The 22,419-nt window shown below is 51.5% G+C and carries 21 protein-coding genes, 1 tRNA gene and 2 pseudogenes; 12 read left to right on the top strand and 12 right to left on the bottom strand.

Features of this window, described 5'->3' with window-relative positions:
• Positions 1 to 67 precede the first annotated feature (67 nt).
• The 3 genes from H9L05_RS06240 to H9L05_RS06230 all read right to left on the bottom strand — a co-directional run bounded on the left by H9L05_RS06240 (position 68) and on the right by H9L05_RS06230 (position 2,322).
• A complete protein-coding gene (locus H9L05_RS06240) occupies positions 68 to 358 on the bottom strand; it encodes a hypothetical protein (RefSeq protein WP_187733446.1) in 291 nt (96 codons plus the stop codon).
• A gap of 15 nt (positions 359 to 373) precedes the next feature.
• The gene (locus H9L05_RS06235; RefSeq protein ID WP_223284770.1) at positions 374 to 1,648 is read right to left on the bottom strand and encodes a M48 family metallopeptidase; all 1,275 of its coding nucleotides are present in this window, start codon (positions 1,646 to 1,648) and stop codon (positions 374 to 376) included.
• A gap of 122 nt (positions 1,649 to 1,770) precedes the next feature.
• The gene (locus tag H9L05_RS06230) at positions 1,771 to 2,322 is read right to left on the bottom strand and encodes a glycosyl-4,4'-diaponeurosporenoate acyltransferase CrtO family protein (protein ID WP_187733445.1); all 552 of its coding nucleotides are present in this window, start codon (positions 2,320 to 2,322) and stop codon (positions 1,771 to 1,773) included.
• A gap of 362 nt (positions 2,323 to 2,684) precedes the next feature.
• On the opposite strand from H9L05_RS06230, the gene H9L05_RS06225 reads away from it, so the two are divergent.
• Both H9L05_RS06225 and H9L05_RS06220 read left to right on the top strand, forming a co-directional pair.
• Positions 2,685 to 3,698, top strand: coding sequence for a ScyD/ScyE family protein (locus H9L05_RS06225; RefSeq protein WP_187733444.1), 1,014 nt, complete (start codon positions 2,685 to 2,687; stop codon positions 3,696 to 3,698).
• A 256-nt stretch (positions 3,699 to 3,954) separates the two neighbouring features.
• Positions 3,955 to 5,405: pseudogene (locus H9L05_RS06220) on the top strand (Gfo/Idh/MocA family protein).
• A gap of 246 nt (positions 5,406 to 5,651) precedes the next feature.
• Here H9L05_RS06220 and H9L05_RS06215 read toward each other — a convergent pair.
• On the bottom strand, positions 5,652 to 6,203 hold the full coding sequence (locus tag H9L05_RS06215; protein ID WP_223284769.1) for a RibD family protein: 552 nt from the start codon (positions 6,201 to 6,203) through the stop codon (positions 5,652 to 5,654).
• The gene (locus tag H9L05_RS23280) at positions 6,149 to 6,334 is read right to left on the bottom strand and encodes a hypothetical protein (RefSeq protein ID WP_223284768.1); all 186 of its coding nucleotides are present in this window, start codon (positions 6,332 to 6,334) and stop codon (positions 6,149 to 6,151) included. The genes H9L05_RS06215 and H9L05_RS23280 overlap by 55 nt, the downstream gene beginning before the upstream one ends.
• A 260-nt stretch (positions 6,335 to 6,594) precedes the next feature.
• Here H9L05_RS23280 and H9L05_RS06210 point away from each other — a divergent pair, with 260 nt between their 5' ends.
• Complete coding sequence (locus H9L05_RS06210) at positions 6,595 to 7,662, top strand: GmrSD restriction endonuclease domain-containing protein (protein WP_187733443.1); 1,068 nt, start codon at positions 6,595 to 6,597, stop codon at positions 7,660 to 7,662.
• Positions 7,663 to 7,670: 8 nt separating this feature from the next.
• Positions 7,671 to 8,282 carry a hypothetical protein gene (locus H9L05_RS06205; protein WP_187733442.1) on the top strand — a complete coding sequence of 204 codons (612 nt, stop codon included), beginning with the start codon at positions 7,671 to 7,673 and terminating at the stop codon, positions 8,280 to 8,282.
• 50 nt (positions 8,283 to 8,332) lie between these two features.
• Here the strand turns inward: H9L05_RS06205 and H9L05_RS06200 are convergent, their stop codons facing one another.
• Positions 8,333 to 10,717 carry a ribonucleoside-diphosphate reductase subunit alpha gene (locus H9L05_RS06200; RefSeq protein ID WP_187733441.1) on the bottom strand — a complete coding sequence of 795 codons (2,385 nt, stop codon included), beginning with the start codon at positions 10,715 to 10,717 and terminating at the stop codon, positions 8,333 to 8,335.
• A gap of 487 nt (positions 10,718 to 11,204) precedes the next feature.
• Here H9L05_RS06200 and H9L05_RS06195 point away from each other — a divergent pair, with 487 nt between their 5' ends.
• Entirely contained in the window at positions 11,205 to 11,489 is a 285-nt protein-coding gene (locus H9L05_RS06195; RefSeq protein ID WP_187733440.1) for a GIY-YIG nuclease family protein, read from the top strand.
• Between the two features lie 123 nt (positions 11,490 to 11,612).
• Here the strand turns inward: H9L05_RS06195 and H9L05_RS06190 are convergent, their stop codons facing one another.
• Positions 11,613 to 12,572 (bottom strand): ribonucleoside-diphosphate reductase small subunit, encoded by a 960-nt coding sequence (locus H9L05_RS06190; RefSeq protein ID WP_133274415.1) that lies wholly within the window; start codon positions 12,570 to 12,572, stop codon positions 11,613 to 11,615.
• A gap of 483 nt (positions 12,573 to 13,055) precedes the next feature.
• Here H9L05_RS06190 and rplU point away from each other — a divergent pair, with 483 nt between their 5' ends.
• The gene (rplU, locus tag H9L05_RS06185; RefSeq protein WP_133274414.1) at positions 13,056 to 13,361 is read left to right on the top strand and encodes a 50S ribosomal protein L21; all 306 of its coding nucleotides are present in this window, start codon (positions 13,056 to 13,058) and stop codon (positions 13,359 to 13,361) included.
• 93 nt (positions 13,362 to 13,454) lie between these two features.
• Positions 13,455 to 13,745: a 50S ribosomal protein L27 gene (gene rpmA / locus H9L05_RS06180; RefSeq protein ID WP_133274413.1), complete on the top strand. Its 291-nt coding sequence runs from the start codon at positions 13,455 to 13,457 to the stop codon at positions 13,743 to 13,745.
• A 119-nt stretch (positions 13,746 to 13,864) separates the two neighbouring features.
• On the opposite strand, the gene H9L05_RS23275 is transcribed toward rpmA, so the two are convergent.
• The 5 genes from H9L05_RS23275 to hemW all read right to left on the bottom strand — a co-directional run bounded on the left by H9L05_RS23275 (position 13,865) and on the right by hemW (position 17,220).
• On the bottom strand, positions 13,865 to 14,128 hold the full coding sequence (locus tag H9L05_RS23275; protein WP_223284767.1) for a hypothetical protein: 264 nt from the start codon (positions 14,126 to 14,128) through the stop codon (positions 13,865 to 13,867).
• A gap of 8 nt (positions 14,129 to 14,136) precedes the next feature.
• Positions 14,137 to 14,634, bottom strand: a complete 498-nt coding sequence (locus H9L05_RS23270) for a cyclase family protein (RefSeq protein WP_223284766.1) — start codon at positions 14,632 to 14,634, stop codon at positions 14,137 to 14,139.
• Positions 14,635 to 14,739: 105 nt separating this feature from the next.
• Complete coding sequence (locus tag H9L05_RS06170; protein WP_187733439.1) at positions 14,740 to 15,348, bottom strand: alpha/beta fold hydrolase; 609 nt, start codon at positions 15,346 to 15,348, stop codon at positions 14,740 to 14,742.
• A 224-nt stretch (positions 15,349 to 15,572) separates the two neighbouring features.
• Complete coding sequence (locus H9L05_RS06165; protein WP_187733438.1) at positions 15,573 to 16,052, bottom strand: hypothetical protein; 480 nt, start codon at positions 16,050 to 16,052, stop codon at positions 15,573 to 15,575.
• A gap of 28 nt (positions 16,053 to 16,080) precedes the next feature.
• Positions 16,081 to 17,220 carry a radical SAM family heme chaperone HemW gene (hemW, locus tag H9L05_RS06160; RefSeq protein WP_187733437.1) on the bottom strand — a complete coding sequence of 380 codons (1,140 nt, stop codon included), beginning with the start codon at positions 17,218 to 17,220 and terminating at the stop codon, positions 16,081 to 16,083.
• Between the two features lie 589 nt (positions 17,221 to 17,809).
• Here hemW and H9L05_RS24880 point away from each other — a divergent pair.
• From H9L05_RS24880 to H9L05_RS06135, 5 genes and pseudogenes are all read left to right on the top strand, one after another.
• Positions 17,810 to 18,790 (top strand): annotated as a pseudogene (locus tag H9L05_RS24880) (POTRA domain-containing protein); the annotation flags it as partial.
• Positions 18,791 to 18,816: 26 nt separating this feature from the next.
• Positions 18,817 to 19,335, top strand: coding sequence for a BamA/TamA family outer membrane protein (locus tag H9L05_RS24875; protein ID WP_317175127.1), 519 nt, complete (start codon positions 18,817 to 18,819; stop codon positions 19,333 to 19,335).
• Between the two features lie 135 nt (positions 19,336 to 19,470).
• Positions 19,471 to 19,543: transfer RNA gene (locus H9L05_RS06145), tRNA-Met, on the top strand.
• Between the two features lie 255 nt (positions 19,544 to 19,798).
• On the top strand, positions 19,799 to 20,857 hold the full coding sequence (locus H9L05_RS06140) for a hypothetical protein (protein ID WP_187733435.1): 1,059 nt from the start codon (positions 19,799 to 19,801) through the stop codon (positions 20,855 to 20,857).
• A gap of 1,093 nt (positions 20,858 to 21,950) precedes the next feature.
• Complete coding sequence (locus H9L05_RS06135; protein ID WP_187733434.1) at positions 21,951 to 22,412, top strand: hypothetical protein; 462 nt, start codon at positions 21,951 to 21,953, stop codon at positions 22,410 to 22,412.
• The last annotated feature ends 7 nt before the right edge of the window (positions 22,413 to 22,419 follow it).

Raw genomic sequence — 22,419 nt, 5'->3', positions numbered from 1 at the left:
CTATTTTTTGGCAAGCTTCGTTAAGTTGGGTGAAAAATGAAGCCCGGCCCATACGCATCATGCCATGCTACTGCGCTGGAGGAGAGGGGCTTGCTGGGGGTGGTGGTAGCAATACTTCGGCCATTGCTTTGAGGTCAAGGTCGGGTACGAAGCCATCACAAACGGTGAGCACTGAAAACAAGTACCGCCTCAATTCCGCTGCCTGTGGCTGGGGATGGCGTAATGCCGCCTGTACCAAGTGCAGCGACAAATCGGCTAAAATGAGCTTCTTCCTCTCCTGCGAATCGACGGCCTCGATAGCGGCGGTCTCGGTCAGAGCGTGTGCTTGGTGAACTAGTTTAAGAATGGCGTCTTGCATAGGTGCGTAAAGAAGTTATTTATCCTGCAAATGCTCTGCCTTCCAGCGCATGGCCGTCAGCACGCGAGTATGGCCGCTAGGATGGTCGAAGAAAATGATTTCTTCCCACGGGCTGGGGTCAATTTTGCGATATTCTGACAGCTTCATAGCAATGGTAGCGAAGCCGTCGGGTTGGCGGGCGGCGTTCAGGCCAAACACGTCCGCTTCCTGCTCCTGGGTGCGAATAATAGTATTGAAAGCGGGCGTAGCCAGAAACATATACACCGCAAACAACGCCACCAGCAGCGGCAGCCCACTCACGTCGGCGATGCCAGCAATACCCCAGCGCGGGCCGTAGCGGCCGATAAGTCGGTGAAAAGCCCAATCGACAAACCACAAGCCGATACCGATAATCAGGACGAGGAAGATCAGCATTTTGGGAATGTGGTTCAGCACGTAGTGGCCCAGCTCGTGGCCCATTACGGCCTGCACTTCCTCGGGGGTGGAGCGATTAAGTAGGTTGTCATTGAGCGAAACCCGGATAGTGCTGCCCAGTCCGCTTACGTTGGCGCTGATGCGCTTGCTCTGCTTGGAGGCATCCACGAGGTACACGTTGTCGGCAGGTACGCCGTTGGCCCGCGCCATACTCAGAATCTGGTCGCGCACGGGCCCTTCTGGCAAGGGGGTGTACTTGTTGAATAAGGGCGAAATGAACACTGGCGACACAAATATGGATATCACCAGAAAGACAGCTAGTATAGCTGTGCCCCACACCCACCAGTTGCGCCCCGTGCGCCGAATAGCCGCGTACAAAGCCAGCAACACTAAGCTCCCGAATACCACCGACAGCGCCAAGCCCTTCAAATCGTCGGTTAGCCACTCACCGAAGCTCTGGTTGGATAAGCCGTACTGGTGCTCGCGGAAATAGTCGTCGTAAAGGCTAAGCGGGAAGTTGAGCAAGTAAGCCAACAGCAGATACAGCGCCGCATAAGCCAGCGTAGGCAGCACCTTACCGGGCAGTCGCGACGTCCAGCCTTTTATAACCTTGGAAAGGCCCAGCACCAGGAATATAGCCGCTACGCCCAGCGCGTATACTATGCCCAAAAGCTGGAGCCAGTAGCCACCCTCAAAGTAAGCGTCGGAGCTGGCCTTTTGGGCGGGCGTGAGCGTGTTGAGGTAATGCTGCGTAGCGGCTTCAATGCTGAAAGCGGCAACCGAATCCGCCGCTGCTGCTGGTGCGGCCAAAGCCGGAGCCAGTAGCACACCCAAAGCCAGCATCGTTAGAAAAATTCGTTTGTAAAGAAGCGTCATAGATTTAGCTAGAAGAGGAGACTTATTCGGACACTGTTTACCTAGGTACACTATGGGAATAATGCAGGTAATATAGCGTAATCGCAATTTGTTTGCCCCCTTTCTTAATAAGCTACTCACTATTAGGTAGAAGAAGGGTGAAGCCGCAATCTGACGTATTGCTGTAGCCACATCGGATAGAGGTTATAAACGACATTGGTAAGCCCGATAAGTAGTGCCCAGCGGCCATAGCCAAGCGCAGCGGCATACAGGCTCGTCAGTAGAAAAAACAGAAAGAGCACCAGGTGAAATCGCTCCTGATGGTAGGTGGCACGCACCAGCGCTGCCTTGTCGGAGTGAGTGCGTACGCGCTTGTACTGCGGATACTGTTGGCGAATCAGGCGGTGAATAAGGTCGCCGTGCTGGGTGAAGCGGTTTACGGCGTGCACCCCCAACCGTCGGTACGTGGCCGGGCCGCGGCTAAGCCGTAGATAGCTGAACCAAGAAGCTGGTATCCCGAAAGCTAATAGACTGACGAGTAGCATCCCATATAGCCACGGCCGCTCCATATGCTGGTAACAGAACACGCTAATAGGCGTTAGGCTCAGCACCGACCAGAACATATTCGGTACGGCATTGTACCATGCCAGCCGGATGGTAGAAGGAGCAGACGTTTTCTTACCAATCGGGAGCATAAGGCAAGGATGCAAAGGCGCCCAGCGGCTGGGCATAAGCTAAACTACACAAGATGAAAGCTCAGTGCTACGCCTTCAGAACGCGGTAGCAGCAAGTCTTTTATCAGGGCTCAGCTGCTAGCATAAAGACGCCCTCGGTACCCGCTGAACTGAGAGGCTGGGGGGCTTTTTACTACTCATCTGGAAAGGATTTGCTAGTGTTGGGTACGCACTGATGAGCTGCAAAATTCTGGTATTAAACAGAGAGGAAAAATGCTATGAAATCTGGGTTTATCTTTATTAATTAGAGATAACAAGCTGATTAACAGCTATTTTAATTAAAAAAATCATATTTTCTTTCTCTACTCCAAACCCGAATTGCCATGAATTACAAACGTTACCTCCTGAGTGCAACCCTACTTCTGACCCTTGTTACTGGCTGCAGCGACCGCGACGGCCTCGATGGTTTGCTGGCTTCCCAGCGACCTATTCTAACGGATGATTTAGTAAATCCCATCGGGATGAGTGTTGCGCCGAATGGCCGGGTGTGGGTGAGTGAGACTGGAACAGGTCGTAACGACGGACGGGTGTCGGTAGTAACTGGTACGGGGCAGGTGTATCCTGTATTCACGGGCTTTCAGTCCGAATTGCGGCCCGACGGGGACGTAAGTAGTCTTGGCCATGTACTCTATAGAGATGGCATCTTGTATATTCTGGGGGGCTATTTCGGTAAACTCTACCGAGTGGATGTGTCGAGTTACCGGCTCGGCGACCCTGCGCGCCCAGCTTCCAGTCTGCCCTCGGAGGATATCGGCGCGTTTGTGCTGTCGCAGAACCTTTCCAGCCCGCTCGAATCAAACATTTACAGCATGACCTTTGGGCCAGATGGCAGTCTGTATATCGTCGATGCGGGTGCCAATGCTATCATCAGGCGGGATAAAGACAACGGAAGGTTGAGTGTGTTTGCACGCTTCCCCAACATCACACTCCAGAACCAGCCCGTACCCACGACCCAGGCCGTGCCAACGGGTATTGTGCATGATGGCAGCAGATTCCTGGTCAGCCTGCTCACTGGTTTTTCCTTTGCCCCTGGGGCGGCTAAAATAATGCAGGTAAGCAACACCGGCGTCGTGAGTGACTACCGCACGGGTTTCACTACCCTCACCGATATTGAATTAACAGCCAATAAAGCCCCCGTGGTTACTCAGCTGGCCGAGTTCGTATTTCAGCCACCAACAAACGTAGGCTTCCAGCCCAATACCGGCGCCGTACGCAACGAATCAGGCACCGTCCTGCTGGGTGGCCTCAGCCGGCCCACCGATATCGAGCGCATCAGCGGCAGCACCTACTATGTATTAACCAATGGCGACGGCACTATCCGCAGAGTAACGTTTTAAACGTGCTTTATTACTTGTGATAGATACTGTTATAAGCGCAAAACGCCCAGCCAAAAGGCTGGGCGTTTTTGCGTGTATGCCTACACCCTAAGGTGCTTGCTTACAGAAATTTCAGGTCAGCGCCAGACGGCGCAATTCATACATTCCTGTATCTTTCGTCCGGCGCCTTTCCCGCGAATATCCGCTCGATTAGCCTGGCCTGGGGGGCAAATTTGCTCAGCCGGCTCGTTCCCACCCTTACTTCACGTACTTATCGATGAGCCAGATCCCGGAGTCGCCATCACGGCGCGAGTTTATCAAGCACAGCGCCGTAGCCGCCGCTGGTATTATGATTGTGCCGCGCTTTGTGCTGGGGGCAAAGGCTACACCGCCCCCAGCGACCAGCTTGTAATAGCCGGCGTAGGGGTAGGCGGCAAGGGCGAAAGTGATCTAGCCATGTTTGTCAAAACTGGTAAAGCCCGCATCGGCTACCTCTGCGACGTTGACGACCGCCGCGCCGCCGCTGCCCGCAAGGCCTATCCGCAGGCTCCTTACTACAAAGACTGGCGTCGGATGCTGGACAAGGAAGCGAAGAAGATCGACGCCGTATCCATCGCCACGCCCGACCACAACCACGCCGTGGTGACGCTGGCGGCTATGCAGTTAGGCAAGCACGTGTACGTGCAAAAACCACTCACCCACGACCTGCACGAAGCCCGCGTGCTGACCGAAGCCGCCAAACGCTACAAAGTAGTAACTCAAATGGGCAACCAGGGCGCCTCCAACGACGGCGTGCGCCAGCTCCAGGAGTGGTACGACGCCGACATTATCGGCGACGTGCACACCGTGTACTGCTGGACCGATCGGCCCGTCTGGCCCCAGGGCATTGCCTGGCCCACCGGCAAAGCCCCCGTGCCCACAGAGCTGGACTGGGACCTGTGGCTCGGCACGGCCCCGTACCGCGACTACGTGGATAAGCTGGTGCCCTTCAACTGGCGCGGCTGGTGGGAATACGGCACCGGCGCCCTCGGCGACATGGGCTGCCACCTGATGGAAGCGCCTTTCCGCGTGCTGAACCTTGAATACGCCCACGCCGTGCAGGCCAGCGTGGGCAGCGTGTATGTCGATGAGTTTAAGCGCGGCTACTTCCCCGAGAGCTGTCCGCCCTCCAGCCACGTTACCCTCACGTTCCCCAAAACCAACAAAACCAAGCAGGACATCACCATGCACTGGATGGACGGCGGCATTCAGCCCACCCGCCCCGACGAGCTGGGCTCTAACGAGAAGTTTGGCGACGGTGGCAACGGCACGCTCTTCATCGGCACCAAGGGCAAGATGATGGCCAGCACCTACTCCGCCGACCCGCGCCTGCTGCCCACCTCCCGCACCAACGAAGTGCAGGTGAAGCAAACCATTGCCCGCGTGCCCGGCGGCGCCGACGGCCACTACGGCCAGTGGGTAGATGCCTGCATCGCCGGCCACGGCAAAAAGACCGTCAGCTCACCCTTCGAACTGGCCGGCCCCCTCACCGAAGCCCTGCTTATGGCCAACCTCGCCATCCGCGGCTACGACCTCCAGCGCCCCAAAACCACGGGCCAGGGCATGGATTACCCCGGCCGCGGCATCGAGCTGCTCTGGGATAATCAGCAGCGCAAAATCACCAACTTCGACGAGGTCAACCAGTTCGTGAAGCGCGACTACCGCGCCGGCTGGAAGCTGGGCAGCTAAAAAGCCAGAAGCGTGTACTGCTAAAAAGAACGTCATGCTGAGCTTGTCGAAGCATCTCTACCGCTTCGCTGAATAGCATTGCAACGAAGCGGTAGAGATGCTTCGACAAGCTCAGCATGACAGATAGTTTGGCGACGACCGCACGCGAGATGCTTCGGCTCCGCCTCTGCATGACCGGCGGGAGTAGTAACAGTCCGTAAAGAAAAAAGCCCCCCACACCGCCAACTAGCTGCTGGGGGCTTTTTCTTAAGCTGCTCCTGCCTCGTAGCGAAGCCACAGAATCCCGTCGGGGCGCTGCTCTGCGCTTAATAGCTTGAAGGGCGTGGCGGGGCCGGGCGCATCGCCCTGCTCGAAAATAGTGGGCGAGGTGGGTGCTCCATCTACCACGGGGTAATGCAGCAGGCTCAGCTCATCGATGAGGCCGACTTTGAGCAGGGAGCCGTTCAGGTGTCCTCCCCCTTCCAGCAGGATGGTCTGGATGGGGAATAGCTCGCCCAGCTTGTGCAGGACCAGCGCAAAGTCGATTTCCTGGGCGCCGCCGAACAGGTACGACACGCCTTTCTCGCGCAGGTAAGCCAGGTATTCGTCGCTTACCTGCTCGGTGAGGATGCTAATGATGTGGTCGTCGTCGATGGCGGCCGATTCCCAACCTAGCTTCCCGTGAGCATCGACGGCCACGGCAAACGACTCGGCCCCGTGCTCGGCCACGAAGTCGGTGCGGGGCAGGGGGGAGGCTACGGGCTTCAGGTCGGGGTCAGGCCGTGGGTGAAGTCCTTTTCCATAGTCACGCGCCCGCACAGCCAGGCCTGAGCCTCGAAGGTGGCGGCCGTCGTTTCGTACTCCTTGGTGTTGGGCGAGTCGCCCCAGCGGCTGAGAATGGTGCGCCCGTCCAGGGAACTCATCATGTGGCAGATTACACGAGGTTTCATAAGTAGCAGGAAGATGTACATCTTGCCATACGTAAGTTGAAACTGCAGATGCCAGTTACTATTGGTGAATCATAAGCTGCTTCCACGACAACTGTCTGAATGCTACGGGGCGATTTCAACTTGCTTGTATTGCAAGCAACAAAAGCATAACATTCATCTCGAAGCTGGCACTGGCTATTAGTTCGCGCCAGTTATTGAAGCATCTTGTTTTACATTTAAAATAGTATTTTCTTGAATCTTAACCATTAATGTATTTGCCTGTGAAAAGCTTTGATACACGAGTATACAATGTTGCCGATTTTCTAGAATGGCATAGAAATAACCTTTTAGAGCTTTCTCCTGATTTTCAAAGAAGATCTGTTTGGTCTGAAAAAGCTAAGTCTTTTTTGATAGATACTATTTTGACAGGAAAACCTATTCCTAAGATACTTATCACTCAATCACTTAGGAATGCGCGCACTGTCAGAGTAGTAGTTGATGGCCAACAAAGGTTAAGAGCGATAATCGGCTTTATAGATGGCGATTTTAAAATATCTCGTGCTCATAATAAAGAATTGGCTGGGTACACATTTGAAAATTTGCCGGAAGATCAAAAGAGAGAGTTTCTGCAATACGAACTAGGTGTAGACCTCCTTTTTGATTTACCATATGAAGATATACTCGATATTTTTGCCAGATTAAATTCTTACACTGTTTCGCTCAATAAGATAGAAATAATAAATGCTAAATACTTAGGATATTTCAAACAATACGTGTTTAAATACGGGTATAAGTATGTCGAATATTTTATCCAGTCAAACGTTCTCACGAAGTCGCAAGTTACAAGAATGGCAGAGGCTGAGCTATCAGCTGACTTATTTGTCGCATTAGTTGATGGGGTACAATCAAATAAAAATGTTGAAAAATTTTATAAAGAATACGAAGAATCATTAGGCGAATTAGATGAGAAAGCGGAGCAATTTGATATGATTATGTCATATATAGGCGAAATATATCCTCCTAGTGAATTAAGGAATACTAACTGGTCTCGCGTACAGCTATTCTATACCCTGTTTACGTCTATTGGGCACTGCTTATTTGGATTAAGAGCACTAGAGCCCATAACTGGTGATTTTATAATAAATAATAAAATAATAGGTAAAATACGTGTAAGACTTGATGAAATTAGCTCTGTGTTCGATGAAATTAATTCAGAAAAAGAAACAAGTAGTAGGCCGCCCGAATACCGCCGTTTTGTTGAGAAAAGTCAAAAGGCAACAACAGATACTGGATCTAGAGTGGATAGAACTAATTTTGTTGTGAATGAGATTATTGATGCGTTTATCTAGAAAAAATAATGACACAACAGATATTAGACAATTTCTTAGACGAGACTTTAAAGGTTCGTCACTTTGACAGAGATAACCAATTGTCATTTAGCAGAAGAAATATAAATCTTTGGCAGCTGCATATTCTTACTGAGTCTGTTTTCCTCAAGTCATTTAGAAATTATGAAAATTACCTGCGAGATATATTTACTAATTACTGCTGCGAAGCAGCTACTGTGTCAGGCACTGCTGTGGTTTCTTTTTTGAAACCTAGAGATTCAGACCATGCAGAGACTCTACTTAAATCTGCGATGCCATTTCTTGATTGGTCTAGTCCAATATCTGTTATATCTAGGGCAGAAGTCTATTTGCAAGATGGAATACCAGTTAAATCAATATTGATTGCTAAAACTCAAAACTTAAAAAATTATAAATTAATTCGGAATCATATAGCACATAATTCAAAAGAGTCTAGCCTTGAGTACAACAAGGTGCTCAAGAGTTATTTTTCGACTTTCCCATTAACCCCTCCTCCTCCTGGGGAATTTTTATTAATGCCTTCTAAAAAAGCTGCTAATAAGTATAATTTAATATTGTTTTTTGACGAAATAGAGGCAGTAGCAAAAGCAATAGCCCAATAAAAAAGGCAGGAGTTTCATTACTCCTGCCTTTTTTATTGGGCTATTGCTTTTTACGAACCGCAAGCCTCGCAAGCGTCCGGATTATCCAGCGAGCAAGACATGTCCGAAGCGTTCTGGGCGGCTACGTTCAGCGGCTCCAGGGTCTCGGCGGCTTGTTTCTGCACCGTGAACTTGATGGCGTCGGCGGCGGCTTTGGTGCGCAGGTAGTACATGCCGGTTTTGAGGCCTTTCTTCCAGCTGTGGAAGTGCATGCTGGTGAGCTTGCCGAAGTTCACGTTCATCACGTGCAGGTTCAGGCTCTGGCTCTGGCAAATAAATGCCCCCCGGTCAGCCGACATATCGATAATGCGGCGCTGGGAGATTTCCCACACCGTCTTATACAGGTCTTTGATGTGCTGCGGGATGCGGGCGATGTTCTGCACCGAGCCGTTGGCGGCAATGATTTCGTTCTTCATCTGTTCGTTCCAGATGCCGAGCTTGATGAGGTCCTTGAGCAAGTGCTTGTTTACCACCATAAACTCCCCGCTCAGCACGCGCCGCACGTAGATGTTGGAGGTGTAAGGCTCAAACGACTCGTTGTTGCCGAGAATCTGGGCGGTGCTGGCCGTGGGCATAGGCGCCACCAGCAGGGAGTTGCGCATGCCGTGCTCCATTACCTGAGCGCGCAGCGTTTCCCAATCCCAGCGGCCCGAGTCGGGCGTCACGTTCCAGAGGTCGAACTGAAACTTGCCCTGGCTCATGGGCGAGCCGGCGAAGGTCTCGTAGGGGCCATTTTTCTTGGCCAAATCCATGGAAGCCGTGCAGGCCGCGAAGTAGATTGTCTCGAAGATGTCTTTGTTCAGGCCCGTGGCTTCGTCGCTCTCGAACGGCATGCGCAGGGCAATAAACGTATCGGCCAGCCCTTGCACGCCCAGCCCGATGGGGCGGTGGCGGCGGTTGGAGCGCTCGGCCTCGGGCACGGGGTAATAGTTGATGTCAATAACCTTGTTCAGGTTCTTGGTAGCGTGGTACGTGACGTCGTACAGCTTCTGGTGGTCGAACACCATCTGGCCCTTCTGCTCGCCTTCCTTCACGAAGCGCGGCAAGGCCAAGGAAGCCAGGTTGCAGACGGCAATTTCGTGCTCGTCGGTGTACTCCATAATCTCGGTGCACAGGTTCGACGACTTGATGGTGCCCAGGTTCTGCTGGTTCGACTTGCGGTTGGCCGCGTCCTTAAACAGCATGTAAGGCGTGCCAGTCTCGGTCTGGCTTTCCAGAATAGCAAACCACAGCTCCTGCGCCTTGATGGTCTTGCGGCCGCGGCCTTCCTTCTCGTATTTTTTATAAAGACGCTCGAAGTCCTCGCCCCAGGTGTCGCCCAGGCCGGGGCACTCGTTGGGGCACATCAGGGTCCAGTCGCCGTTATCCTCCACGCGCTTCATGAACAAGTCGGGCGTCCAGAGGGCGTAGAACAGGTCGCGGGCGCGGTTTTCTTCCTTGCCGTGGTTTTTCTTGAGGTCCAGGAAGTCGAAGATATCGGCGTGCCAGGGCTCGATGTAGATAGCGAAGGCACCTTTGCGCTTGCCGCCGCCCTGGTCCACGTAGCGGGCCGTGTCGTTGAACACCTTCAGCATCGGGATGATGCCGTTGGACGTGCCGTTGGTGCCCTTGATATAAGAGCCCGTAGCCCGCACGTTATGAATGCTGAGGCCAATACCGCCTGCCGACTGCGAAATCTGAGCGCAGTTTTTCAGCGTGTCGTAAATGCCCGTGATGGAGTCGTCCTTCATGGTGAGCAGGAAGCACGACGACAGCTGGGGCTTCGGTGAGCCGGCGTTGAACAGGGTAGGCGTAGCGTGGGTGAACCACCGCTCGCTCATCAGCTCATAGGTCTCAATGGCCGATTCGATATCATCCTTGTGAATACCGATGGCCACGCGCATGAGCATGTGCTGGGGCCGCTCTACCACTTTGCCATCCATGCGCAGCAGGTACGAGCGCTCCAGGGTTTTGAACCCGAAGTAGTCGTAGCTGTAGTCGCGGTCATAGAGGATAGCCGAGTCGAGGGTAGCCGCGTGCTTGTGGATAACTTCCCACACGTCTTTGGCAATCAGCGAAGCGTTTTCGCCGGTCTTGGGGTCCTCATACGTGTACAACCGCTTCATGGTGCTGCTGAACGACTTGGAGGTCACCTTATGCAGGTTGCTCACGGCAATGCGGGCCGCCAGAATAGCGTAGTCGGGGTGCTTGGTGGTGAGCGAAGCCGCAGTTTCGGCCGCCAGGTTATCAAGCTCAATAGTCGTAACGCCGTCATAAATCCCGTCAATGACCTTTTTGGCCACTTCAATCGGCGAGACATACACCATGTTGAGCCCGTAGCAGAGCTTCTCGATGCGCGCCGTGACTTTGTCAAATTTCACGGATTCGCGCCGGCCGTCGCGTTTAATTACCAGCATATGCGTGTGCGTTTTGGTAGTTGGATATGAGTTTGCCGGCCCAATGAAGAGCAGACAGTTTAGTCAAGAAAGTGAGGTAAGCAGCGTGTGACTGCGGTTAATCGTTGCGGAAGATATTTCTATCTGTTGGGTAGGACAAGACTTATCAACAGAAGTTATCCACATAGTCCAAAATTGTAGCGCTAGGGGGCAAAATTGATGTAGGCGCTGTAGGATAGGTGCTAAATTTTGGGAGCGAAATTGGGTTGTCCTTTTTGGTAGGAAGTTGTATGCTTAGACTTGCCACTCGTGAGTAGTCAGTCTCTACCTTGTTCCCTTCTTCACCTCTCCTTGTCATCCTGAGTTTACGAAGGACCTTATGCCCAGTGAACTACTAGCATAACAACAACTCGTGCCTGCGTGAGAAGGTCCTTCGCGCTGCTCAGGATGACAGACGAGGGGGAGTTAAGTGGCAAAGAGAAAAGGGCTCTGACATACCTAATCACATATGCCTTACTATACCTACATCACGACCAATCCTGCTCGTAACGTGCTGTATATCGGTGTCACCAATAGCCTAAGCAGTCGCATGGCCCAGCACTACGAAAACCGTGGCACGGCGCAGACGTTTGCCGGCCGCTATTTCTGCTACAACCTTATCTACTTCGAAGAGCATTCCGACAGCAAAGCTGCCATTGCTCGTGAAAAAGAATTGAAAGGCTGGACGCGTGCTAAAAAAGAAGTTTTAATAGCTGCGCAGAATCCAAACTGGGAGTTTCTATCGCCTAGATAAAAACACCTGTCATCCTGACGAAGGAAGGACCTTATCACGCTGAAACGACCAATGTAGTTACGGTTCGTTCTAACGTGATAAGGTCCTTCCTTCGTCAGGATGACAGGCGGAATTAGTTATCGCTTAAAAATCCTCATCAAGCGAGAAGGCATTCTCAGTACGCTCGCTCATTACGCCGGCTTTCTGATACTCAGCCACGCGCTTCTCGAAGAAGTTGGTTTTGCCCTGTAGCGAAATCATCTCCATGAAATCGAAGGGGTTAGAAGCATTGTAGATCTTGCTGTAGCCCAGCGACACGAGCAGACGGTCAGCCACGAACTCGATGTACTGCGCCATGTTCTTGGCATTCATCCCGATCAGGTTAACGGGCAGCGCATCGGTCACGAACTCCTGCTCAATGGTTACCGCGTCCCGGATGATGCTGTGCACACGCTCCTCGCTGAGCTTGTTCTGGAGGTAGCCGTAGAGCAGGCAGGCGAAGTCGCAGTGTAGGCCTTCGTCGCGGGAAATGAGCTCGTTGGAGAAGGTCAGGCCAGGCATCAGGCCGCGCTTCTTCAGCCAGAAAATGGAGCAGAACGAGCCAGAGAAGAAAATGCCTTCCACTGCCGCGAAGGCGATGATGCGCTCAGCAAAGTCTTCGGAGTTGATCCACTTCAAGGCCCACTCGCCTTTTTTCTTCACGCACGGCACGGTTTCAAGGGCGTTGAAGAGGCGGTCTTTCTCCTTGGGGTCTTTGATGTAGGTGTCAATCAGCAGCGAATAGGTCTCGCTGTGAATGTTTTCCATCATAATCTGGAAGCCATAGAAGCAGCGCGCTTCGGGCATCTGCACTTCCTGCATGAAGTTCACGGCCAGGTTCTCGTTCACGATGCCATCGGAGGCCGCGAAGAAGGCTAGCACATGCGAGATGAAGTGCTTCTCGTTATCGTTGAGGTTTTCCCAGTCTTTCTGGTCTTGGGAGAGGTCTATTTCCTCGGCGGTCCAGAAGGAGGCCTCCGCCTTCTTATAGAATTGCCAGACATCGTCGTTCTGGATGGGGAATAGCACAAAGCGGTTGGGGTTCTCAACGAGCAGTGGTTCCATAACAGATAGCGTATTGAAGGTGAAACGTGACCAGAAATATGATCAGCTAGTGGCTTGCCAACTCTGCGGCAAACGGAATTGTTTGGCCTGACTCACCAAAAAATTTGGGCGGTCATGGGATCAAATATAAACCCGACCTCCGGCAAAATGCCCCCCGAAAACCATTTTTATTCTGTTAATTTTTGCCTATGCTCACTGATGAGCTGTTGATAACCTTTTTTGTTGAAAGGAGCAAAATTTGGCTTGGAATGCCCAAATTTTGAATACTTATCAACATTTGGACTGTGGACAATCCAACTTATCCACAAAAAGTTTATTCGCGTGCCCGGCGCGTGCTGTTAAAAGACTGTCTGCATGCTGATGCCAGCTCGGTAGCGGATAAGTTTTGGAAGCCGACCAAATGAAGACTAGTGAGTTAGGTTTGGTTTTGAATCTTAAACCTGTTACTTTTGCCTTCCCATTTTTAAAACACGCGAGACGCCGATGTACGCAATCGTCAACATAGCTGGCAAGCAGACCAAGGTCGAAGCCGAGAAATTTGTTTATACCCACAAACTAGCCGGCAATGTCGGAGACGTAGTTGAGCTGGGCAATGTGCTCCTGACCGACAATAACGGTTCGCTCACTATCGGCGCTCCGTTCTTGGACGTGAAAGTGAAGGGTACCATCTTGGCCCAAGTAAAAGGTGACAAGGTATTGGTGTTCAAGAAGAAGCGTCGGAAGGGCTACAAGAAGCTCAACGGCCACCGTCAGGACTACACCAAAGTAATGGTCAACAGCATCGGGTAATTGAATTGACTGATCGGCTGCTGAGTGTGATAAGATTTAACTCAGAACTACCATCAGACAAGACAACACCTATAACGCACAACAAATACAACAATGGCACATAAGAAAGGCGTCGGCTCATCTAACAACGGCCGCGAATCGCATTCTAAGCGCTTGGGCGTGAAGATCTTCGGCGGTCAAGGCATTATTGCTGGCAACATCATCGTTCGTCAGCGTGGCACCAAGCATCACCCCGGCCAGAACGTGGGCATCGGCAAGGACCACACCCTGTTCGCTATGGTAGACGGCACCGTGCAGTTCCGCAAGGGCCGCAAGGATCGCTCGTTCGTATCGGTAGTACCCGTTATCGACGAGACCGAACTGACCGAAGCAACTGCTGCTTAGTCTGAGTTACTAGTTGATCGGGCTCCACATATTTCGTGGAAGTCGATACAATATTCAAAAAGCCCCCCAGACTCTACCTGGGGGCTTTTTACGTTCAGCTTGATAAGTCGGCCATCCAGCTAGCTCAAGCGGTACAGGACTGGCTTACTTGGACTGGCATCTAACTCCAGGCTGGTGATCTGAAGGTTAAGCAGGTACAAGCCGTCTTTGAGTTCATCGGGCACGAAAATCAACTCGGTGATAGTGCTGGCGCGGCGTGTGTGCTCTGGGTATTGCCAAAACGCGTGATGAGCGAGCAGTTGGCCGCCGTCTTCTTCCCGGTCTACGCTAGGCAAGTCCAGAAGCAGGTGTTCGATATGGTGTTCGGCGAGATACTGGGCCAAGGCTGGCTCTACATAAGTAGGGTTGGTGCCAGAGTACTGACGGGCGCGCTTGGCTTTGTGGTTGGGCAGCGTCCGTAGAATGATGGCTTCCGGCAACACCTCAGAATCCGGGAAAATGCCCCCAGCGCCGATTGTGCGTCCGCTAGCATCACTACTTGGTCGCCGTTGGGCAGTTGGCGCGGCTCCACGGAAATCAGCCGGGCTACGAATAAAAAGCGCCGCAGGCAGCGGTTGATAGTTGCCTCCAGATCGGTGGAAATGTGGCCGTAGCACTCCGTATGCGTGCCGTTGCCGTGGGGAGTGAGATGAACCCGCTTATAGTTCGTGCTGCCGCCCTCGGCCACGCTTCCCACAAAGTCGCCTACCCGAATGGTGTCAAACTGCACTGGCTCGGCCCAAAAGCAATTTACTTGGTTTGGGCCGGGTGCTAAGGGCAGCGAAATATCCAGCGGCGCGCCAGGGTCGAAGGAAAAGGTGTGGCCGTGGTAAGGATAGGTGGCGAGCATTTGGGGGCGAATCAAGAAATAATTACTGCACTATATCAACACGCTTACCGGCGGAGGCTGCTTGCTTATCCTGCCGTTTGCTAAGCAGATCATTCAGAATCCGGCTTATCTCGTGAGCGTGCGTAAGAACCATAAAGTGGGTGCCACCGGGAATAAGATAGTCGACGGGGCGGGAGAAGGTGGAAAAACCCGGTCGCGGGAGCCCAGAATCTGTACGCAGCTGCCAACGCCGGTACTGTCCCAATGCAGCAGCCGCCGGATGGCCCAACTGGTGTAAGCGGAGTCCATATCGCGCAGAATGGCTTTGAACACTTTGTATTCTACGTTGTCATCGATGCCGAAATACCAGCGCCCGGCCCACGGGAAAAGCTTGAGCAATGGCGGCGGCACCAGCTTGTAGACCCGCGTAGCCCGAATAATTCGGAGTAGAGTCGGCAGGCGGTCAGCATCCGGAATGCTGGACACTAACACCGCGCAGGCCCGCGGCCGAATGCGGCAGATTTCCTGCGCTATGACCCCGCCAAACGATACGCCTACTACAAAGCAGTCCGCATCCTCGGGAATCACCGCCGCCATGTGCCGCACATAGTCCGGCAACGGCTCATCACCAATCGGCTTTAGCCATTCCAGCACCTGAGACGGACCGTGCAGCAGAGGACGCAGCTTCTGAAAAACGCGCGCATCAGCCCCAAGACCAGGAATTAGGTAAAACATGAGCAGTAAAAAAGAGACTAATGTGAATTCGAATAGCTAGCTGCTGAATTAATCACTAAAAAGAACGTCATGCAGAACGCAGTGAAGCATCTCGCGTGCTGATGTTGGGTTAGTATTCCCACTAAACACGCGAGATGTTTCGCTTAGCTCTGCATGACGGGCGGGTTTTAGAGCATGTGGCCTGAAACCAAGAAGGATCTTCTCTGTTGCAATACTCGCACTTGCTACGGTTCGAGCCGCAAATACACGCCTTCTAAGTAAAAGATGTTGTGGGGGGCAATTTCTTCCTCATCGTCCTCATCCTCGTCTTCTTCGCTTTCCTCTTCTGCCTCACTCTCGCCCTCATCATCCTCATCTACCAATGTAGCCGGATAGGTGCAGGCCAGCTTCATAGCCACGTTTGGAAGGGGAACGGGGGGCTTTTCTTCGGTGGTATACTCCAGCAGGCAGGGCCATTCGGTGACGGTAGCCAGCGCCTCGGCTACTTCCTCTTGTAGCGCCTCCGCCCGCTCTCCGGCTAAGCGTAGCAATAGATCCAAGGCTGGAAACTGTAGGCCTAAATGAAAGAAATGCAGACTGTTATCGAAGTATGTAGTAGCCCACACGGTTACATCATCGGTCGTGTCGAAGACGATGGCGGTGATCTGAACGTGCTCGACAAAAAAGTCAGCATCGTCGGCGAGGGCATCAATCAGGCGTTCCATAGGCACAGATTACGCTGATTTTATTGATTTAGCCAGCGGCCTGAAATAATTCTAAGGTGATGTGGTCAGCCAGCAGTTTTCCCTGATCTGTAAGAATCAATACCTCATCGCGTAGCGTGGCCCATTGGTTTTGCTCCAAACCCCGCAAGTAGTCAGCGCGTTGGGCACGTAAGTCTACTCCAAATTCCTGCCGCAGACGCACCAGGTCGCAGCCACGAGCAGTGCGCAAACTAGTCATCAGGTATTCATTGGCGCGGTCGGTGGGAGAGAGAGTTTCGCGAGTGACGGGCACCGCGTTCTGCTCCAGCAGGCTCGTTACGTAGCGCGCGTTATTCGCTACCGCAAACTCTCGGCTGACTCCGTCGAATGAATGGGCGCTCGGGCCTAAGCCTAAATAAGGCACGCCGCGCCAGTAGTTCGAATTGTGCCGCGACTCGCGGCCGGGGAGGCAAAAATTAGAAATCTCGTACTGTTCGTAGCCGTGGGCAGGTATTTGGGCCAACAGCATTTCGAACTGCCGGGCCACAAAGTCGTCGGGTGGCGGAGTGAATTGCCCTTTGCGCAGGCGGCGTCCAAACACCGTATCAGGCTCAATAGTAAGCGCATAACACGAAAGATGAGGTACGCCCAGCGCAAAAGCCGCGGCCATATCCTGTTCCCAAATACGGTGGTCGGGAGCCGGCACACCATAAATCAGGTCCACCGAGATATTCTCGAAGCCCGCATCCTGGGCCAGCCGCACGCACCGCGCCGATTCTACGGCTGAGTGAGCCCGATTCATCAGGCGCAGGTGCGGCTCATGGAAGCTTTGCAACCCAATGCTCAGCCGATTGATGGGTGAGGCGGCCAACTCCGCTAGCTTCGGGGCAGTAAGGTCGTCGGGGTTCGCTTCGAGCGTAATCTCGGCCTGGGGGGCAATTTTGAAGTGCCGGTGAATGGCGCTAAATAACGTGTCTAGTTCCGCCGCAGTCAGCAGAGAGGGCGTGCCACCACCAAAATAAATGGTGTCGAGCGTGGCTTGGGGGCCGAGGTAGTCGCGGCGAAGCTCCACCTCCCGCACCAGCGCATCTACCAGCTTGCCTTTCAGTGCCATAGAAGTGCTGAAATGGAAGTCGCAGTAGTGGCAGGCTTGTTTGCAGAAAGGGATGTGAAGGTAAAGGCCAGGCATTCAGAAGAAAAGATAGCGTATGTGGTAACACCCAGAGATGCATAATTAGTTTGGGTGATTGGTTTCAGCTCCATTAAAAAGGACGCAACACCTCTCGCTCCATCTCCTGATTTGTTCTGCAAGGTACCCAGATCACAAATCTCCATTGCACGAGCCGCAGAAGCAGAACCTGACGGCGGCCCTGCTCTCATTGCATTTCAACCACAGGCTTCAAAATTAAATGCTTCCAGTCCACGTTCTTTGCCCCAATGTGTGCCCGCGTCTTTTTTTACTGTGTGCTGAGTCTGCTCCTGGGTTGGCCCAGTGAGATACGGGCGCAGATAACGCCCACCCCGGCCGCGCCTAGCCAGCCTGCGCTGCAGACGCCACCTTTGCCGCCCGCCCGCCCAGATACCAGCATTACGCGGCTGCGTAAGCCACTGCGGGGGCAAAATTTATTCAACTTACTACCGAGGGAGCCGACCGGCCCACGCTCGTACGCTACCGGTTTCGGCCCACCGCGCCCGACTCGCTTACGGCTCTGCGCATCATCCGCGACGTCGTGCTGGCTCTGCAAGCCGACGCCTACCTCACTGCCTCCGCCGATTCCATGCGCTGGAGTCGCGACTCGGTGCAGGTTCGCCTGTACGTGGGCGAGCAATTCCGGTGGGCACGGCTGCGCAATGGCAACCTCGGCGACGCTTTGCTCACCAAGGCTGGCTACCGCGAAAAATTCTTCCGCGACCAGCCTTTCCGACCCCAGGAGTGGACCCAGCTCCAGCAGCGTGTACTCACCGAAGCCGAAAACCAGGGCTACCCTTTTGCCACCGTGCGCCTCGATTCCGTATCCCTTATCGGCTCCGATATCGAAGGCCGCGTGGTGCTCGACCGTGGCCCAGTTATCGTATTCGACTCTTTGCAGGTGCTGGGCACTACCAAAACCCGAACCCAGTTTTTGACCCGCTACCTACAGATTTTCCCTAATCAGCCCTATAGTCAGCAGCGGGTAGATGCCATTGCCCGCCAGCTGCGCCAGCTACCTTATATACAAGTCAAGGCTGAGCCTGAAGTGCGTTTCGCGCAGGGCAAAGCGCGGGTGTACTTGCTGCTTGACGATCGGCCGGCCAACCAGTTCGATGCCATTGTGGGCGTGCTCCCCAACCCAAGCCCCGGACCGGGCCAGAACAAAGTGCAACTCACCGGCGACGTGACCATCAACCTGCGCAATATTCGCGGCGGGGGCAAGCAGCTGGGCTTACAATGGCGCAAAGTAGACGCCGCCTCTCAGCTCCTGGACGCGCAGTATGTGCACCCTAATTTCTTCGGCTCGCCCCTGGAGGTGGGGGGCAATTTCAACCTTTATCGGCAATCCGATGCTTTCCTCACCCTGCGGCCTCGCCTTCAGGTGACGTACCCCACGGCGCGGGCCGGGCGCATCAGCTTCTTCACCGAGTTCCGCAGCTCCCGCCTGCTGTCCGATTCTACCTTTCGGGAGCTACGGGCTCTCCCCGAAAATATCGACTCCGAGTACACTTCCTACGGTCTCGACTACTCCAAAAGCACTCTCGACGACCTGTATTTTCCACGCCGGGGGCTTTTTTCAGCAGCCTGGCCGCTGTGGGCAACAAGCGCATCAGCAAGAACACCGACCTCAATGACACGCTTTATACCCGAGTTCCTCTGCGCTCCACCCAGGTTACGCTCGGTGGCCGCGCCGAATACTATTATCCGATTGGTCGCAACGGCGTGCTCCTCGGCCGGGTGCGGGGCGAGTCCTTGCTCAACGACCGGCTGTTTCTCAACGACTTATTCCGATTGGGCGGCCTGGCTACACTACGTGGCTTCAGCGAGTTTGCTTTCTATGCCAGCTCCTACGCCGTTGGTACCGTGGAGTATCGCCAGTTCACCGGCCCCGATTCCTTTGTCTTTCTCTTCCTCGATCAGGCATACCTGCAACGTAAGCTAGCCCAAGGCGCCAACGCCGATGCGCCAACAGGCGTGGGCGCCGGTATCAGCTTTCGCACCGGCGCTGGTCTGTTTCAGCTGGTATATTCTGTGGGCCGCTCAAAGCAGCTAAATCAAAAGCTGGCGCTCAACGCCTCCAAAATTCACTTCGGAATTACCAGCCGTTTCTAGAATCAGTCACTTAATCACAACTTCATCAAAGAATAAAGCGGCTGATTATCAGTATAGAAGCCCCGAAAACCAACTTTTTACACTACAATACCACCTAATTCCAAAAAACCCTCTTACATTTGCAGAACCAAACAGTGCGGGGTGGAGCAGTTGGTAGCTCGTTGGGCTCATAACCCAAAGGTCACAGGTTCGAGTCCTGTCCCCGCTACCTAAAAGGCCGTTTCCTGATTGGAAACGGCCTTTTTTATATTTAAGGGTACATGTAGGGGTACACATCACTGCGATTTAGCTGTTTCTTTCCTTATTCATTAGCTTTTAAACGGCCGATATAATCTCAGGCTAGCCTTGTATCTTTGAGTAAGCCTATAAGGTTGTAGTTGCCAGCTCTACCTGTGGCAAAAGCCCCACATTCCTTAGTGAAGGAAGTGGGGCTTTTTCTGTAATAGTCAATAGTTCTTTTTGTATGTCAAAAAAAGGCAGTTATAGTAAACAGCAAGATGCGCTTTCAGAGAAGTTTTTCTCAGCAGAAAAAAAGTTTGGAGGGCAGTGCCGGTATCCTGGTTGCCATCAAAATGTAGATATGAGGTCTCATATTCTTCAAGAAAGAGGAATACTTAATCATATAGCTCCGGACGGAAATTTCATAGAATTCACCGTAGGGGGTCTTCATCATCCTGAACATAGATTTGAAAGGACTGGCGTAAACGCTACTAAGATGTTTACTTTTCGGGGGCTGTGTGGAACACATGACAACGCTCTCTTTGAAGAGATTGAGAATGGAGAGTACGAATTTTTAAATTATAGGCAACAACTTCTGTTTTCTTATAGAGCATTACTAAATGAGCTATCAAAGGCAGAGGTCGTGGTGAGATTTCACCGTAAATTAATTGACTGTAGTAATTATGATTTATCTAGAAAGAAACGCACTCAGAGTATGGCACCTCGGTGGATACTTGCGGCAAAAGATTTGTACTATTATAAACACTTGATGGAACAGGAGTTGTGGTTTGGCGATCATAACCAAAGGTTTGAATTTCATCGCCGAGTGCTCCCTAAGATCGATATTGCTACTTCGGCAGTATTTGGCGGCGCAATTAGACCAGTAGCAATAACTTACCTGCAAGCACAGGCTATAAATCCGCTTCACATAGGCTTTACACCATTATCACAGCCCAGATTTATTCATCTAATTCCTCGGGCAACAGATCTAGTTTCAATAGTTGGATACGTAAAGCATAGTAGCCAAAGAAAAATTAAAGGGGTTCTTATCAGCGAGATAGAAGAGCTACCTGATGAGAACTTCCGTAAGCTGATAAGCGATATCGTTGTTAGCATTCAAACGTGGGGGATTTCAGAATCTCTGTATGAAACTTGGGAGCATCAAGGAACTATAACAACCATTTTAGACGCCATAGAAAGTTTTGTTACAGGTTCTCAACAGCTTATTTCCCTGCCGACTAATGGTCAAACAGCTACTGACACTGAGCCTATTGGGACCTTCAACATGTTTGACACGCCTTAATGCGTTTGATTAGGATAGTAAAGGCCAAACTAAGATCTAATAGTATAATTTGTCATAGTCCGAAAGGCTACCTACGGCAAAAGCCCGCGTTCCTCAATCGAGGGCGCGGGGCTTTTTTGTCATAATTACTCAGATTTTATATTTTATCATACTTGTACTATATACATTTACCACATTATAACTTATTATTGGATTAGAAATCAGTGGTTATACATTAAAACTTAAGTCGACTAGCCTAATGAAGAAATTACTCGCCATATGCTTAGTGATACTATTGTGGATTCTCATTATGTGCGGCAGGATAAACCCACCCCGAAGCGAATTTTTAGAAAATCCGTACAACCGCTAACCATGAGTTAGCTTGTAGAGAATAAACTAGTTGCTTAGCTGGCAACTGTGAAGTAGGGTTTAAACTTATTTCCTTACTTATACCCACTGGGTGAGTAGTTGCCAGTTCCCCCTAATGAGTAAAGCCCCGCGTACTCGATTGAGGAACGTAGGGCTTTTTTATAAGGTGACAAAACTACTAGGGCGGGCTACTCATTCGTCCTTAGCAGCCGTCAATCGGTTGAGTCAAGCTTGGCGGGGGTATGCCACAATTGATTGAGATAAGGAAGATGGCGAAAGAAAGTATGCTGGTTTTCATAGTCATTAACATACAAAACGGAAGGTAGAGTTAGGGATAATCGTTGAGACAACGGGATGGACTATTAAATGATAAATATTAAACCATATATTTAATGATAATAATTGCAACGCGATTTTCTTCACTAATATGAACTTTTTACTTTGGCTGGGTTACTTATGGGGAACCCTTTATTTTGCTGATAGTCTACTCAAGGATAGTACGTCCATAATAAAGAAGATTATTATTATTCTAATTGCTTTAGGCGGTATGTGTTATATGACAGACGTTTTACTAATACACCCACCTCATTTTGAAGATTCAGACAATTTCAGGAAGCTTTGAAGTAGATCGCATGGTTTGCCCTGCCACCCTATATTTAAGGTCACTCATCATAAAAAACCACCATGAAACCACCCCTTGTAAAGTAATAATCAGCATTTGCATTTAACCTAAAAACAGGAAATCATGAAGCACATTTTACTTATCATTTTATTAATTTTTTCTGCATTTCAAGCTAATGCACAACGATATGACTTAGGAGATCAAATTTCGCCTGATGCAGATAAATTAAAATTACTGGGAATTTCTTCTGAAACAAATGTATCTACTTACAAATATATCGGAACTATTAACGAGAATATGTTTGGAAGAAAAATCGGAGATATTATTGTTGGCGTTAAAAATGGAAGAGTCGTTACAACAATTTACAATATAATTCCGCTTTCAGGCGAAAAAGGTGTGCCTAAATCATTTGTTGACGCCGTTCAGAAGGCTTTGCCCTTCCCATTAGCATATAGGAATGGGGTTTATGGTGTAAACATTGATAATGAATCTATTGCTATTAGCAGAGTAAAAAATATGATGACATTTGACAAAGATAGAATCGTGCTTTATAACTCAATTAAGGCAAGTGTGCTTAGAGATTAACTGATTT

It is taken from the genome of Hymenobacter qilianensis (assembly GCF_014489555.1).
In the GTDB taxonomy this organism is placed as follows: Bacteria; Bacteroidota; Bacteroidia; order Cytophagales; family Hymenobacteraceae; genus Hymenobacter; species Hymenobacter qilianensis.
Note: the sequence above shows the minus strand (reverse complement) of the source record. Positions and strands in the feature narration are given on the sequence as shown.

Excerpts from the sequence above, each read along its gene's own strand:
- H9L05_RS06240 (WP_187733446.1), bottom strand. The coding sequence starts at position 358 with ATGCAAGACGCCATTCTTAAACTAGTTCACCAAGCACACGCTCTGACC.
- H9L05_RS06235 (WP_223284770.1), bottom strand. The coding sequence starts at position 1,648 with ATGACGCTTCTTTACAAACGAATTTTTCTAACGATGCTGGCTTTGGGT.
- H9L05_RS06230 (WP_187733445.1), bottom strand. The coding sequence starts at position 2,322 with ATGCTCCCGATTGGTAAGAAAACGTCTGCTCCTTCTACCATCCGGCTG.
- H9L05_RS06225 (WP_187733444.1), top strand. The coding sequence starts at position 2,685 with ATGAATTACAAACGTTACCTCCTGAGTGCAACCCTACTTCTGACCCTT.
- H9L05_RS23280 (WP_223284768.1), bottom strand. The coding sequence starts at position 6,334 with ATGAAACCTCGTGTAATCTGCCACATGATGAGTTCCCTGGACGGGCGC.
- H9L05_RS06205 (WP_187733442.1), top strand. The coding sequence starts at position 7,671 with ATGACACAACAGATATTAGACAATTTCTTAGACGAGACTTTAAAGGTT.
- H9L05_RS06200 (WP_187733441.1), bottom strand. The coding sequence starts at position 10,717 with ATGCTGGTAATTAAACGCGACGGCCGGCGCGAATCCGTGAAATTTGAC.
- H9L05_RS06195 (WP_187733440.1), top strand. The coding sequence starts at position 11,205 with ATGCCTTACTATACCTACATCACGACCAATCCTGCTCGTAACGTGCTG.
- H9L05_RS06190 (WP_133274415.1), bottom strand. The coding sequence starts at position 12,572 with ATGGAACCACTGCTCGTTGAGAACCCCAACCGCTTTGTGCTATTCCCC.
- rplU (WP_133274414.1), top strand. The coding sequence starts at position 13,056 with ATGTACGCAATCGTCAACATAGCTGGCAAGCAGACCAAGGTCGAAGCC.
- rpmA (WP_133274413.1), top strand. The coding sequence starts at position 13,455 with ATGGCACATAAGAAAGGCGTCGGCTCATCTAACAACGGCCGCGAATCG.
- H9L05_RS23270 (WP_223284766.1), bottom strand. The coding sequence starts at position 14,634 with ATGCTCGCCACCTATCCTTACCACGGCCACACCTTTTCCTTCGACCCT.
- H9L05_RS06170 (WP_187733439.1), bottom strand. The coding sequence starts at position 15,348 with ATGTTTTACCTAATTCCTGGTCTTGGGGCTGATGCGCGCGTTTTTCAG.
- H9L05_RS06165 (WP_187733438.1), bottom strand. The coding sequence starts at position 16,052 with ATGGAACGCCTGATTGATGCCCTCGCCGACGATGCTGACTTTTTTGTC.
- hemW (WP_187733437.1), bottom strand. The coding sequence starts at position 17,220 with ATGCCTGGCCTTTACCTTCACATCCCTTTCTGCAAACAAGCCTGCCAC.
- H9L05_RS06140 (WP_187733435.1), top strand. The coding sequence starts at position 19,799 with ATGTCAAAAAAAGGCAGTTATAGTAAACAGCAAGATGCGCTTTCAGAG.
- H9L05_RS06135 (WP_187733434.1), top strand. The coding sequence starts at position 21,951 with ATGAAGCACATTTTACTTATCATTTTATTAATTTTTTCTGCATTTCAA.